This is a genomic window from Allobosea sp. UNC402CLCol, from assembly GCF_000745475.1.
GTDB lineage: Bacteria > Pseudomonadota > Alphaproteobacteria > Rhizobiales > Beijerinckiaceae > Allobosea > Allobosea spartocytisi.
The window spans coordinates 202129-216215 of the sequence record NZ_KN050692.1 but is presented as its reverse complement, the minus strand read 5'-3'; the positions used below and the strand labels follow the sequence as shown (position 1 = coordinate 216215).

Annotated in this window: 15 protein-coding genes; all 15 read left to right on the top strand. The window is 65.6% G+C overall.

Translation table 11 applies throughout. The annotated features are described in order from the left end of the window. Window positions 1-18 precede the first annotated feature (18 nt). The 15 genes from nuoI to GY40_RS23460 all read left to right on the top strand — a co-directional run bounded on the left by nuoI (window position 19) and on the right by GY40_RS23460 (window position 14025). Window positions 19-507, top strand: coding sequence for an NADH-quinone oxidoreductase subunit NuoI (gene nuoI / locus GY40_RS23530; protein WP_038367698.1), 489 nt, complete (start codon window positions 19-21; stop codon window positions 505-507). A 222-nt stretch (window positions 508-729) separates the two neighbouring features. Then, complete coding sequence (locus GY40_RS23525; RefSeq protein ID WP_038367696.1) at window positions 730-1353, top strand: NADH-quinone oxidoreductase subunit J; 624 nt, start codon at window positions 730-732, stop codon at window positions 1351-1353. After that, window positions 1350-1658 (top strand): NADH-quinone oxidoreductase subunit NuoK, encoded by a 309-nt coding sequence (gene nuoK / locus GY40_RS23520; protein ID WP_038367693.1) that lies wholly within the window; start codon window positions 1350-1352, stop codon window positions 1656-1658. The genes GY40_RS23525 and nuoK overlap by 4 nt, the downstream gene beginning before the upstream one ends. A 29-nt stretch (window positions 1659-1687) precedes the next feature. Next, the gene (gene nuoL, locus GY40_RS23515) at window positions 1688-3718 is read left to right on the top strand and encodes an NADH-quinone oxidoreductase subunit L (protein ID WP_038367691.1); all 2031 of its coding nucleotides are present in this window, start codon (window positions 1688-1690) and stop codon (window positions 3716-3718) included. A 4-nt stretch (window positions 3719-3722) separates the two neighbouring features. Beyond that, window positions 3723-5234, top strand: a complete 1512-nt coding sequence (locus GY40_RS23510; protein WP_038367688.1) for an NADH-quinone oxidoreductase subunit M — start codon at window positions 3723-3725, stop codon at window positions 5232-5234. 10 nt (window positions 5235-5244) lie between these two features. Then, window positions 5245-6672: an NADH-quinone oxidoreductase subunit NuoN gene (gene nuoN / locus GY40_RS23505; RefSeq protein WP_038367685.1), complete on the top strand. Its 1428-nt coding sequence runs from the start codon at window positions 5245-5247 to the stop codon at window positions 6670-6672. A gap of 139 nt (window positions 6673-6811) precedes the next feature. Then, window positions 6812-7567: a biotin--[acetyl-CoA-carboxylase] ligase gene (locus GY40_RS23500; RefSeq protein WP_038367683.1), complete on the top strand. Its 756-nt coding sequence runs from the start codon at window positions 6812-6814 to the stop codon at window positions 7565-7567. Window positions 7568-7828: 261 nt separating this feature from the next. Continuing rightward, window positions 7829-9499: a ribonuclease J gene (locus GY40_RS23495; RefSeq protein WP_038367681.1), complete on the top strand. Its 1671-nt coding sequence runs from the start codon at window positions 7829-7831 to the stop codon at window positions 9497-9499. A 172-nt stretch (window positions 9500-9671) separates the two neighbouring features. After that, a complete protein-coding gene (gene mce / locus GY40_RS23490) occupies window positions 9672-10076 on the top strand; it encodes a methylmalonyl-CoA epimerase (RefSeq protein WP_038367679.1) in 405 nt (134 codons plus the stop codon). Window positions 10077-10079: 3 nt separating this feature from the next. After that, window positions 10080-10472, top strand: a complete 393-nt coding sequence (locus tag GY40_RS26760) for a RidA family protein (RefSeq protein WP_051988450.1) — start codon at window positions 10080-10082, stop codon at window positions 10470-10472. Continuing rightward, a complete protein-coding gene (locus GY40_RS23480; protein ID WP_038367676.1) occupies window positions 10469-10699 on the top strand; it encodes a DUF1467 family protein in 231 nt (76 codons plus the stop codon). The genes GY40_RS26760 and GY40_RS23480 overlap by 4 nt, the downstream gene beginning before the upstream one ends. Window positions 10700-11109: 410 nt before the next feature. Then, window positions 11110-11745 (top strand): DUF1062 domain-containing protein, encoded by a 636-nt coding sequence (locus GY40_RS23475; protein WP_038367674.1) that lies wholly within the window; start codon window positions 11110-11112, stop codon window positions 11743-11745. Between the two features lie 534 nt (window positions 11746-12279). After that, entirely contained in the window at window positions 12280-12834 is a 555-nt protein-coding gene (locus GY40_RS23470; protein ID WP_038368701.1) for a peptidylprolyl isomerase, read from the top strand. A 76-nt stretch (window positions 12835-12910) separates the two neighbouring features. Continuing rightward, a complete protein-coding gene (locus GY40_RS26755) occupies window positions 12911-13555 on the top strand; it encodes a hypothetical protein (protein ID WP_051988449.1) in 645 nt (214 codons plus the stop codon). Beyond that, entirely contained in the window at window positions 13555-14025 is a 471-nt protein-coding gene (locus tag GY40_RS23460; protein WP_038367672.1) for a peptidylprolyl isomerase, read from the top strand. The genes GY40_RS26755 and GY40_RS23460 overlap by 1 nt, the downstream gene beginning before the upstream one ends. Window positions 14026-14087: the final 62 nt, after the last annotated feature.

The following is a 14087-nucleotide window of genomic DNA, read 5'->3' as shown; positions in this document are numbered from 1 at the left end:
GATGGAAGGACGAAGGCGATGTCACTCGCGCAAGCCGCAAGGGGCCTGCTGCTGAAGGAGTTCGTCGGGGCGATCGGGCTCTCGATGCGCTATTTCTTCAAGCCGAAGGCGACGCTGAACTACCCGTTCGAGAAGGGCCAGCTCTCGCCGCGCTTCCGTGGCGAGCATGCTTTGCGCCGCTATCCGAACGGCGAGGAGCGCTGCATCGCCTGCAAGCTCTGCGAGGCGATCTGCCCGGCGCAGGCCATCACGATCGAGGCCGGCCCGCGCCGCAACGACGGCACGCGCCGCACCACCCGTTACGACATCGACATGACCAAATGCATCTACTGCGGCTTCTGCCAGGAAGCCTGCCCGGTCGATGCCATCGTCGAGGGGCCGAATTTCGAGTTCGCGACCGAGACCCGCGAGGAGCTGTTCTACGACAAGGACAAGCTGCTCGCGAACGGCGCGCGCTGGGAACGCGAGATCGCGCGCAACATCGCGATGGACGCGCCCTATCGGTAGTTGAAGCGCCGTCATTCTCGGGCTTGACCCGAGCATCTCTTGCCGGAGATTCTCGGGTCAAGCCCGAGAATGACGCCCTTAGAACGAGACCAGACCCGCCGTGCGGTTGTCCCGCCCGGCGGGCCTGATTATAGACGCTCCAAATTGCTCGGGGTCTTTTGAGTCCCGGAGCACGAACCAAACGAGGACCGCGCCGAAAAGGGGCGGGAAGGGCTGGCCGAGATGAATGCCGCAGCGGCTTTCTTCTATCTCTTCGCAGGGGTGACCGTGGCATCCGCCTTCATGGTGGTGACCTCGCGCAATCCCGTGCATTCGGTGCTCTACCTGATCCTGGCCTTCGTCAACGCGGCCGGGCTGTTCATGCTGCTCGGCGCCGAGTTCCTCGCGATGCTGCTGGTCGTCGTCTATGTCGGCGCGGTCGCGGTGCTCTTCCTCTTCGTGGTGATGATGCTCGACGTCGATTTCGCCGAGTTCCGCCAGGGCTTCCTCAACTATCTGCCGATCGGCGCGCTGATCGGCTTCATCTTCGCCGTCGAGCTCCTGATGGTCGTCGGCGCCTGGGTCATCAATCCGCAGCTCGTCAAGGCGCCGGTCGCCGCGATTCCCGGCGGGATCACGAATACCGAGGCGCTCGGCCGCGTGCTCTACACGCAGTACATCTACTACTTCCAGGCGGCCGGCCTCGTGCTGCTCGTCGCCATGATCGGCGCGATCGTGCTGACGCTGCGCGAGCGCCACGGCATCAAGCGCCAGCACGTCCCGACCCAGAACGCCCGTACCAAGGCCGCGGCGATGGAGGTCAAGCAGGTGCCCTCGCGCGCCGGCGTTCCCGAGGAGATGGCATGATGATCGGACTGGGCCACTATCTCGCCGTCAGCGCGATCCTGTTCACGCTCGGCGTGCTCGGCATCTTCGTCAACCGCAAGAACATCATCGTCATCCTGATGTCGGTCGAGCTCATCCTGCTCTCGGTCAACATCAACTTCGTCGCCTTCTCGAGCTTCCTGGGCGACATCGTCGGCCAGGTCTTCGCGCTGCTTGTGCTTACGGTGGCGGCGGCGGAGGCCGCGATCGGTCTCGCCATTCTCGTCGTCTACTTCCGCAACCGCGGCTCGATCGCGGTGGAAGACATCAACATGATGAAAGGCTGAGCGTCGCAAGGCGCCTGGACCTCACGGACATGTATCACCTGATCGTCTTCCTCCCCCTCATCGGCTTCCTGATCGCCGGGCTCTTCGGCCGGCTGATCGGCGCGCGCGGCTCCGAGATCGTCACGACCTCGCTGCTCATCGTCTCGGCGGTGCTGTCCTGGGTCGCCTTCTTCCAGGTCGGCTTGGGTTCGGGCACGACGCGCATCCAGGTCGCGAACTGGATCTCCTCTGGTGCCCTGCAGGTCGACTGGGCCTTCCGCATCGACACGCTGACGGCGGTGATGCTGGTCGTCGTCAACACCGTGTCGTCGCTCGTGCACCTCTATTCCATCGGCTACATGCACGAGGATCCGCACCGGCCGCGCTTCTTCGCCTATCTCTCGCTGTTCACCTTCGCCATGCTGATGCTGGTGACGGCGGACAACCTCGTCCAGATGTTCTTCGGCTGGGAAGGCGTCGGTCTCGCCTCCTACCTGCTGATCGGCTTCTGGTACCAGAAGCCCTCGGCCAATGCCGCGGCGATGAAGGCCTTCATCGTCAACCGTGTCGGCGATTTCGGCTTCCTGCTCGGCATCTTCCTGATCTTCGTGCTCTTCGGCGCGGTCACCTTCGACTCGATCTTCCCGCGCGTCGGCGAGATGGTCGGCAAGCCCTTCCATTTCCTCGGCTATGACTGGAATGCGCTGACGCTGACCTGCCTGCTGCTGTTCATGGGTGCCATGGGCAAGTCGGCGCAGTTCCTGCTGCACACCTGGCTGCCGGACGCGATGGAAGGCCCGACCCCGGTCTCCGCCCTCATTCATGCCGCGACGATGGTCACGGCAGGTGTCTTCATGGTCGCGCGCCTCTCGCCGATCTTCGAATACGCTCCGGTCGCGCTCACCGTCGTCGTCGTCATCGGCGCCACCACGGCCTTCTTCGCCGCGACGGTCGGTCTCGTGCAGAACGACATCAAGCGCGTCATCGCCTATTCGACCTGCTCGCAGCTCGGCTACATGTTCGTCGCGCTCGGCGTCGGCAATTACGGCGCCGGCATCTTCCACCTGTTCACGCACGCCTTCTTCAAGGCGCTGCTCTTCTTGGGCGCCGGCTCGGTCATCCACGCGATGCACCACGAGCAGGACATGCGCCATATGGGCGGCCTGCGGAAGCATATCCCCTTCACCGCCGCCGCCATGACCATCGGCACGCTGGCACTGACCGGCTTCCCTGGCTTCGCCGGCTACTTCTCCAAGGACGCCATCATCGAGAGCGCCTATGCCTCGGTGGCGCATGGCGGCTTCGCCTCGTCCTACGCCTTCGTCCTGCTGGTCGTCGCGGCCTGCATGACCTCCTTCTATTCCTGGCGGCTCTATTTCATGACCTTCGAGGGTGCGCCGCGCTGGGGCCATGATGCGTCCCATGGCCATGGTTCACATGGTCACGACGATCACGCGCACGCCGCTCACGGCCAAGATGACCATGCGCATGACGATCACGGCCACGGCCATGGTCACACCCCGCATGAGAGCCCCTGGGTGATGCTGCTGCCGCTCGCCCTGCTTTCGCTGGGCGCGGTCGCTGCCGGCTACGTCTTCAAGGAGTACTTCATCGGCCACGACTTCGAGCATTTCTGGAAGTCGGCGCTGTTCATGGGCAAGGACAACCACATCCTGCACACCATGCATGAAGTGCCGGGCTGGGTGGTCTGGTCGCCCTTCGTGGCGATGGCGATCGGCTTCGTGCTGGCCTACTGGATGTATGTCCGCCGGCCGGACATCCCGGGCAGGCTCGCGGCAGCGAACCCGGTTCTGTACCGGTTCCTGCTCAACAAATGGTACTTCGACGAGATCTACGACTTCCTGTTCGTGCGTCCGGCGAAGTGGCTCGGCCGCTTCCTCTGGAAGAAGGGTGACGGCTTCGTCATCGACGGCTTCGGCCCGGACGGCGTCTCGGCCCGCGTCGTCGACGTCACCAACCGCGTCGTGCGCCTGCAGACCGGCTATCTCTACCACTATGCCTTCGCCATGCTGATCGGCGTCGCCGGGCTGGTGACCTGGTATCTCGTGACCCGCGGGTGAGATGATGTTCGGTTTCGGTATTCTCACCGGTCTCCTGATCCTGCCGCTGGTCGGCGCCGCCTTCATCCTGGCGCAGCGCGGCGACGAGGCTTCGGTCGCTTCAAACGCCCGCTGGGCGGCGCTGGTCACGACGGTGCTGACCTTCGTGCTCGCCTGCGTCGCCTGGAGCCGCTTCAACCCGGCCGATCCCGGCTTCCAGCTCGTCGAGAGCCATGGCTGGATCTCGGAGTCGATCCGCTTCAAGCTCGGCGTCGACGGCTTCTCCTTCCCCTTCATCGTGCTGACGGCGTTCCTGATGCCGTTCTGCATCCTCGCTTCCTGGACCTCGGTCGAGAAGCGGGTGGCGGAGTACATGGTCGCCTTCCTGGTGCTGGAGACGCTGATGATCGGCGTCTTCGCGGCGCTCGACCTCGTGCTGTTCTACCTGTTCTTCGAGGCCGGCCTGATCCCGATGTTCCTGATCATCGGCATCTGGGGCGGCAAGCGGCGCGTCTACGCCTCCTACAAGTTCTTCCTCTACACGCTGCTCGGCTCGGTGCTGATGCTGCTGGCCGTGATGGCGATGTACTGGAACGCCGGCACCACCGACATTCCGGCGCTGCTCGCCCACCAGTTCCCGGCCGGCATGCAGAAATGGCTCTGGCTCGCCTTCTTCGCCTCCTTCGCGGTGAAGATGCCGATGTGGCCGGTTCATACCTGGCTGCCTGACGCCCACGTCGAGGCGCCCACCGCCGGCTCCGTCATCCTGGCGGCGATCCTCCTGAAGATGGGCGGCTACGGCTTCATCCGCTTCTCGATCCCGATGTTCCCGGAGGCGTCGCATGATTTCGCGCCGCTGGTCTTCGCGCTCTCCGTCATCGCCATCGTCTACACCTCGCTGGTGGCGCTGATGCAGGAGGACATCAAGAAGCTGATCGCCTACTCCTCGGTGGCGCATATGGGCTTCGTCACCATGGGGCTGTTCACCCTGACCCCGCAGGGCATCCAGGGCGCCATGTTCCAGATGATGAGCCACGGCCTCGTCTCGGGCGCGCTCTTCCTCTGCGTCGGCGTGATCTACGACCGGATGCACACCCGCGAGATCGCCGCCTATGGCGGGCTGGTGAACCGGATGCCGCTCTACGCCGTGGTCTTCATGGTCTTCACCATGGCCAATGTCGGGCTGCCCGGCACGGCCGGTTTCGTCGGCGAGTTCCTGACGCTGCTCGGCGCCTTCCGCGCCAATCCCTGGGTCGCCTTCTTCGCAACGTCGGGCGTCATCCTCTCGGCGGGCTATGCGCTCTGGCTCTATCGCCGCGTCGTCTTCGGTGAACTGGTGAAGCCCGAGCTCAAGGACATCAAGGATTTGAACGGCCGCGAGATCGCGATCCTCGCTCCGCTGGTCCTGCTGACGATCTGGTACGGCATCCAGCCCCACACCATCCTCGACGCCTTCGCGGCGCCGACCGAAATGCTCATCAAGAACTATCAGGCTGCGCTGACCGTCGCGAAGACGGCCATGCTCGCCGCGCAGTAAGGTCTCGGACATGGCTCTGCCCGCTCTCGGCCCGGCCCTGCCGGAAATCATCCTGGCGCTTGGCGCCATCGCCATGGTGCTGATCGGCGCCGTCCGCGGCGAGCGTGCCGGCCGCCTGCTGGAAGGTCTGGCGCTTGTCCTGCTTGCCGTGGCGCTCGTGGTGGTCGTCTCGGGCGAGGGCAGGCTCCTGACCTTCAACGACGGCTTCGTCGCCGACGGCTTCGCCCGCTTCATGAAGGTGCTGACGCTGCTGGGCGCTGGTGCGACCATCCTCCTGGCCTCGGAGACGCTGCGCCGTCAGGGCGTGATGCGCTTCGAGTTCCCGATCCTGATCGTGCTCTCGACCATCGGCATGATGATGATGATCTCGGCCAACGATCTCATCAGCCTCTATGTCGGCCTCGAATTGCAGTCGCTGGCGCTCTACGTCGTCGCCGCCTTCGACCGCGACAATGCCCGCTCCACGGAAGCCGGCCTCAAGTACTTCGTGCTCGGAGCGCTCTCCTCCGGCATGCTGCTCTATGGCGCCTCGCTGACCTATGGCTTCACCGGAACGGTGACCTTCCCGGGCATCGCGGCGGCGACGCAGGGCGGCCATGCCGGCCTCGGTCTCGTCTTCGGCATCGTCTTCATCGCCGCCGGCGTCGCCTTCAAGATCTCGGCCGTGCCGTTCCATATGTGGACGCCGGATGTCTATGAGGGCTCGCCGACCCCGGTCGCCGCCTTCTTCGCCTCGGCGCCCAAGATGGCGGCGATGGCGATGGTGATCCGCGTCTTCATCGGCGCCTTCCCCGGCGCGATCCATGACTGGCAGCAGATCATCATCTTCATCTCGATCGCCTCGATGGCGCTCGGCGCCTTCGCCGCGATCGGCCAGCGCAACATCAAGCGCCTGCTCGCCTATTCCTCGATCGCGAATATGGGCTTCGCGCTGGTCGGCCTCGCCGCGGGCACGGCCGGCGGCGTGCAGGGCGTGATGACCTATATGGCGATCTACCTCGCCACCACGCTCGGCGCCTTCGCCTGCGTGCTGATGATGCGCCGCGACGGCAAGCTGGTCGAGGACATCAACGAGCTTGCCGGCCTCTCCCGGACGAACCCCTGGATGGCCTTCGCGCTCTCGATGATGATGTTCTCGCTCGCCGGCATCCCGCCGCTGGCCGGTTTCTGGGCGAAGTTCTACGTCTTCCTCGCCGCGATCGACGCCAAGCTCTACACGCTCGCCGTGGTGGGCGTCCTGACCAGCGTCGTCGGCGCCTATTACTATCTGCGCCTCGTCAAGGTGATGTATTTCGACGATCCCAAGCCGGCCTTCGAGCGCTCGGATCTCGGCGTGCGCACGGTGCTGTTCGTCTCGGCCGTCTTCGTGCTGGCGCTGTCGCTCGTGCCGGCACCGCTCTTCGACTCGGCGGCGGCTGCGGCGAAGTCGCTGTTTTGAGCGATGCGGGCCGTCATGCTCGGGCTTGACCCGAGCATCTCGCGAAGGAGAGGCGCCTTTTCCCGCCTGAGATTCTCGGGTCTGCGCTTCGCTTCACCCGAGAATGACGGGGGCATGTCGTCTCCGTGCGTTGTGCCCCATGCTCGGTGAAGCCGCCCGCGCCGCCGGCTACCGGCTGATCATCCGCGACGAGGTCGGCTCGACCATGGAGGAGGCCCGCCGCGCCCTGCATCAGGGTGAGCCGGGCAAGCTCTGGATCGTCGCCCGCAGCCAGAAGGCCGGGCGCGGGCGTCACGGCCGGCAATGGGGCTCGCCGCCCGGCAATCTCTACGCCAGCCTGCTGCTGACCGACCCGTGCGAGCCGGCGCTGGCGCCGCAGCTCGGCTTCGTCGCCGGGCTCGCCTTGCATGATGCCGCCTCGCAACTGCTCGGCCCCGCCGCTGGCGGGCTCAAGCTGAAATGGCCGAACGACCTGCTGCTCGGCGGCGCCAAGACGTCGGGCCTGCTGCTCGAAGGCGAAAGCCGGGCAGGGCGGCTCAACGTGATCCTCGGCTGCGGCGTCAACATCGCCTCCTGCCCGACGGACACGCCCTATCCGGCGACTTACCTGAAGACCGCCGCGCCCCGCGCGAATGTCGAGGCGATGCTGCTCGCACTCAGCGACGCCTGGGCGAAGCGCCACGCCGTCTGGTCGCAACCCGGCGGTTTCGGCCCGATCCGCGCCGCCTGGCTCGAACGTGCCGCCTTTCTCGGCGAAACCATCACGATCCGTTTGCCGGAAGGGCCGCTTGCGGGCCGTTTCAACGGCCTCGATCCGACCGGCCGCCTCGAGCTCGAAACCGAAACCGGCCGACGCCTGATCGATGCGGGCGATCTGTTCTTCGGGGCGCCCTGAGGTGGCGGGCGGCAATGCTGGCCTGCCGCGACGCGACCGTGCTAAAGGACATTTCCGGTTCAACGCGGTCATCCCGGACGGCCAAGGGACGACCCGGGATCCATGCCGGAACGCCGACCGGAAAGGGTCCGGCATGGATCCCGGATCTCCGCTTCGCTTCGTCCGGGATGACCTGCGTTTTCCGAAACATCTTCCAGGAAGCTGCGACCGGCGTGCGATGAGGCATGCCGCTGGCGGCTCTCCGTGCCTGCAGGATCATCCGTGACCCGTTCCAGCGACCAGCTTGTTTTCGTTCCCCTTGGCGGCCTCGGCGAGATCGGCATGAACGCTGCCCTCTACGGCTTCGGGCCGGAAGGGCGGCGAAAATGGATCCTGGTCGATTGCGGCCTGTCCTTCGCCGGGCCGGAGGCGCCGGGCGTCGACATCGTCCTGCCCGACCTGCGCTATATCATCGAGGAGCGGGCGAACCTCATCGGCATCGTCATCACCCACGCCCATGAGGACCATATCGGCGCGCTCGCGGCGCTCTGGCCGAGCCTGCGCGCCCCGGTCTACTGCACGCGATTCGCCGCCGGCCTGCTCGGCACGCGCCGCCTCTCGGAGCCCGGCGCGCCCAAGGTCGAGATCAATGTCGTGCCGCAGGGCGGGCGCATCACGCTCGGCCCCTTCGACATCGAGTTCGTGCCCGTTGCGCACTCCATCCCCGAATCGAACGCGCTCGCGATCCGCACCCCGGCCGGCCTCGTCGTCCATACCGGCGACTGGAAGATCGACCCGACCCCGCGCGTCGGCCTGCCGACCGACGAGAAGCGCCTGCGCGAGCTCGGGGAGGAGGGCGTGCTCGCCCTGATCTGCGACTCGACCAACGTCATGCGCGACGGCACCAGCCCGAGCGAGGCCGATGTCGCGGCCAAGCTGAAGGAACTGGTCGCTTCCGCGCCGGGCCGTGTCGCCGTCACCACCTTCGCTTCCAATGTCGCAAGGCTGCGCGCCGTCGCCGAAGCGGCGATGGCGAATGATCGCGAGGTCGTCGTCGTCGGACGCGCCATGGACCGCGTCATCGATGTCGCGCGCGAATGCGGCTATCTCGACGGCATCCCGTCCTTCCGCCCGGTCGATGCCTATGGCTACCTGCCGCGCGACAAGGTCGTGGCGCTGGTCACCGGCAGCCAGGGCGAGCCGCGCGCCGCGCTCTCGCGCATCGCCGCCGACGACCATCCCGAGATCGCGCTTTCGGCCGGCGATCGCGTGATCTTTTCCTCGCGCACCATCCCCGGCAACGAGAAATCGGTCGGCAACATCCTGAACGCCCTGGCGCGCGACAACATCGAGATCATCACTGACCGCACCCATCTCGTGCACGTGTCCGGCCATCCGCGCCGTGAGGAGATGGCCAGGCTCTATGGCTGGCTGAAGCCGCAGATCGCGATCCCCGCCCATGGCGAGGATCTGCACCTCGCCGAGCATGAGAGCTTCGCCCGCAGCCTCGGCGTCAAGCATGTGCTGCGCACCGTCAATGGCGATGTCGTCGCGATCTCGGCCGAGGGGGCGCGGAAGATCGACGAAGCCCCGCATGGCCGGCTCTATCAGGATGGCAGCCTGCTGGTGAATTCGCTGGAGAAGACGATTGCCGAGCGCCGTAGGCTCTCCTTCGCCGGCATGGTCTCGGTCGCGGTCGCGGTCGACGAGAAGGGTGGCATCGCCGGCGAGCCGGAGATCGCCATCCTCGGCCTGCCGCCGCGCACGCAGGACGGCACGGATTTCGAAGAATACGTCGCCGACACCGTCGCCGAACTGCTCGACGGCATTCCCAAGGCCCGCCGCCGCGACCCCGAGGCTCTGCGTAACGCGCTGGAGCGCGGCGTCCGCAGCGCCGTCAACGAGGAATGGGGCAAGAAGCCCCAGGTGCATGCGCTGGTGATCGAGGTCTAGAGTACGATCTCGTATGGTCACGCGCCGTCATTCCGGACGCAGCGAAGCGGAGATCCGGAATCCATCATAAGGAGGGACATCGCCCTTCGATGGATCCCGGATCGGCGCGGCTGCGCCGCTTGTCCGGGATGACGTAGCGTTTCCGAGAATGGGTGTGAGCGGGAAGAGAGACATGATCGGACGCCTCAACCACGTCGCCATTGCCGTGAAGGATCTCGCGGCCTCGACGGCGCTCTATCGCGACACGCTCGGCGCGCGCGTCTCGCAGCCGCAGCCCGAGCCGGAGCACGGCGTCACCGTCGTCTTCGTCGAACTGCCCAATACCAAGGTCGAGCTGCTCGAGCCGCTCGGCGCCGATTCTCCGATCGCGAAGTTCCTCGAGCGCAACCCGGACGGCGGCATCCATCACATCTGCTACGAGGTCGACGACATCCTCGCCGCCCGCGACCGGCTGAAGGAGCAGGGCGCCCGGGTGCTCGGTTCCGGCGAGCCGCGCATCGGCGCCCATGGCAAGCCGGTGCTGTTCCTGCACCCCAAGGATTTCCTCGGCACGCTGGTTGAGCTGGAGCAGGCCTGAGCCATGTCCGACATCAGCTTTCTCGGCCAGCCTGAACCCGGCTCGCCGCGCCCCTTCAGCGCCGCGACGGTCGCCGGCGGCCTCGTCTTCGTTTCCGGGCATTCCGCGCCGCATGATCCGGCGCGGGGCATCCATCGCGGCGCGACGCCGGCCGAGGAGGTGCGCAACGCGCTGGGCCGGGTCGCCGAGATTCTGGCAGAGGCGGGCAGCGCTCTCGATCGCGTCGTCCAGATGACGATGCTGATCACCGATCCGGCCGACTACGCCGCCTGCAACGCCGAATATGTGAAGCATTTCCCGAACGGCCTGCCGGCGCGCCACACGGCCCGTTTCGGTGTTCCGACCGAGGCGCGCGTCGCCTTTTCCTGCATCGCGCTGACAGGGACCACGCCATGACCATCGCCAGCGCGCTTGCGGTCTATTTCATCATCTGGTGGACGGTGCTGTTCGCGGTGCTGCCCTTCGGCATCCGCAGCCAGCAGGAAAGCGGGGAGGTCGTCGACGGCACCGAGCCCGGCGCGCCGGTCCTGCCCGGGCTGCTGAGGAAGGCGGCGATCACCTCGGTCATCGCGGCCGTCATCTTCGTCTTCGTCTGGTATATCTGGGCGAATTACGACTTCTGAAGCGGCCGCTGTGCTCTGAGGCGTGCTGTCCCAGTCGATCACCGTCATCGGGTGTCGTTGCAGAATTATCTCATCCGGCGGCTCTTTCCCTCGGGCGCTACCCGGGGCTCCCGCTAGCACCGATCACCTGCTATCGCTGGCGTCGAAGAGCTTTGGTGCCTCGAGGTAGACTTTGCCTAAGTAAGTCCGGTCTCAATCCAGTTCACCCGTACAGCCGGTGGCGGAACGCCGTCGGCGTATGAATGCGTTCGTCGGGTGGTGGCGAGAGACCGGTTTGGCACTGTTCAAATGCGCCAGCACAGCTCCCGCTGTCTCTGCTCTTCGACCATCACGACACCGCCATACCGCGCCCGGCAAGGGTCTCTCACGCGCCATCTTGGTGAACTTCCGAACGGAAGACCAAGACGACTATGTGCAGAGCACTTCGGGTCCGTTGGACCATCACGCCCAAAATCGCCCCCCGGCCTTGGATTGCTTGTAGCGGTTGCGGCGGGCTGAAAGCCTTCCAATCCAGTGGGAAGATCCGGCTCAACGCCAATGGCCGCAAGCTTGACGCCTGGCTCATCTACAAATGCGTGGATTGCGAAAAAACCTGGAACCGTCCGCTCTTCGAGCGACGCAACCTTCGCGATATCGACCCCTCGGTTCTGGAGGCGCTTCAGTCCAACGATCCGGAATGGATCCGGGTAGAAGCGTTCAATCTCGATGCATTGAGGCGCAAGTCGCAACGCATCGACGAGTTCTCCGAGTACGACATCTTGAAGGATGTCGTATGTGAAGCGCCCTGTTGGACGGAATTGCAGATCGCTTTGACGGTGCCGCTTCAGGTCGGCACGCGCCTCGATCGTCTGCTGGCGTCCGAGCTGGCGGTTTCGCGCACACGGCTTCAGGAACTCCACGACCTGGGCAGGCTTCGGATCGATGCGCAGCGCAGCGATGCTCTGCGACGTCACATCCGAACCGGGACCGTGGCAATTTTTGATCTGTCGCCGGAGCCCGATCGAGAACGGCTCTGGAGATCTCGGGCAACGGGAGCCGTGCTTTAGTTCTTGGCGCGGGGGCCGGTTTTCGAGCCCCCATGCCTTCCACGGCTTCGCCATGATCGAAAGAACGGCTCGGGCGACGAAGCGGCAGCGAAAAAAGGGCGGTTCGAGCCCGCCATTCGCAGTCGCCATATCGATTCAGGCTGGGGCGTCGCTCACGCGGCGCCTCAACGGGAGCCCCAAAAGAAAAAAGGCAAGGCCGCAGCCTTGCCTTGGTGAGTCCGCCTTTTTCCGCAGTATCGGCGTACGTCTATGTGCGTACGACTTGCATACTAGCGGGCGTTCGTTCCTCCCGAGACCTGGTCCGCGGCGCCTTGCCTTAACAAAGCGTGCCCAGCGCAAAAAGGATTAGCCGATTGTGACGGAGTTGTCATCAGTTTAGGCACCTCCAGCCTCAACTTTTTGCAAATTCATTCTCGGCTGCACTTGTGCAGTGCAACAAGGCTGGATTCGCGGCCGCCGCATGCCTTGTTCCGGCCAAAGGATATCGCTACTGACCGAAAGGTCGCCGCCTCATTTGCGGCCATGGAGATCTTCATGCTGCGCAGCTCGCTCGCCGCTTTTGCCCTTCTCGCCTCGCTCGGCTTTGCCCAGGCACAGACTGCCGCGCCGAAGCCCGATCCCGACAACACCGTGGTGCTGACCACCAAGGACGGCCCGGTGACGATCCGCCTGCGGCCCGATCTGGCGCCGAAGCATGTCGCGCAGATCAAGGCGCTGGTGAAGCGCGGCTTCTATGATGGCGTCGTCTTCCACCGCGTCATCGATGGCTTCATGGCCCAGACCGGCGATCCGACCGGCACCGGCACCGGCGGCTCCGACCTGCCGAATATCCCGGCCGAGTTCAGCCAGACGCCCTACAAGGTCGGTTCCGTCGGCATGGCGCGCTCGCAATCGCCCAATTCCGCCAACTCGCAGTTCTTCATCTGCTACGAGGGCTGCGGCTCTCTGACCGGCAGCTACACGCTCTTCGGCGAAGTCGTCTCCGGCATGGATGCCGTGCGCAAGATCAAGAAGGGCGCGCCCGGCAGCGGCCAGGTCACGAACCCGGACAAGATCGTCTCCATGCGGATGCAGGCCGACGCCAAGTAAGCGGGCCAAGTAAGCCGGCCAAGTCAGGCGTGAGCGTCTCCGGCGGATGGGGCAGGCTGGTGCAAAGGAGCAGGCCATGCGCCCTCTCGTCTTGACTGCCTTTCTCCTCGGCGCGGCGCTCGCGCCGGCCGCCGCGCAGGAAACGCTCGATCTCGGCCGGCCACCGCCCTCCGGCTCGCAGAATCCGGTTCTGCCGCCGCCTTCCGGCTCGCAGAACCCGATCCTGCCGCCGCAGAGCGGCCAGCGCTACGCTCCGGGCGTCGGTGGGCCGTTCAGCGGCAACGACATCCCCGGCATCGATCAGCGCCGGATCGGCCCGTCTCGCCTCAGGGGCGGCGCGGGCGAGATCGGCCTGATCGGCGACGTCTCGCCCCAGACGCCGAACGAGCCGGACGAGGCTGTCGACAAGCTCACCGACATCGCGCCGGCCCTGCGCCGCTGCTGGCAGCCGCCGCCGCTGCCGGGCGACCTGACCGGCGCGATGGTCTCGCTCCGCTTCAGCCTGCGGCGTGACGGCACGCTGTTCGGCCAGCCGCGCGTGACCTGGGAAACCCGGCGCGGCGATCCCGCTTTCCAGAGACGCTTCAGCGAGTCCGCCGTTGCCGCCGTGCATGCCTGCACGCCGATGAGGTTGTCGAAGGGCCTCGGAGCGAGTATCGCGGGGCGACCCTTCATCATACGCTTCCACGGCCACGTGCCGCTTAACGAAAGGCAGAGCTGATGTCGCTCGATCCAGAAAACACCATCGTCATGGAGACGACCAAGGGCAAGGTGGTCATCAAGCTGCGCCCCGATCTCGCTCCGGGCCATGTCGAGCGCATCAAGACGCTCGCTCGCGAGGGCTTCTATGACGGCATCGTCTTCCACCGCGTCATCGACGGTTTCATGGCCCAGGTCGGCTGCCCCCATGGCACGGGCACCGGCGGCTCGGACTATCCTGACCTGAAGCAGGAATTCAACGCCGAGCCGCATGTCCGCGGCATCTGCTCGATGGCCCGCTCCCAGAACCCGAACTCGGCCAACAGCCAGTTCTTCATCGTCTTCGACGATGCCCGCTTCCTCGACAAGCAGTACACCGTCTGGGGCCAGGTCGTCGAAGGGATGGAGAATGTCGACAAGATCAAGCGCGGCGAGCCCGTGCGCGATCCCGACTCCATCGTCTCGATGAAGGTGATGGCCGACGCGGCCTGATCGCTTCGCTCAACCCGAGCCCTCGTTCCGGGAGATGCGGCGCCAGCCGCGCTCAACGCCCG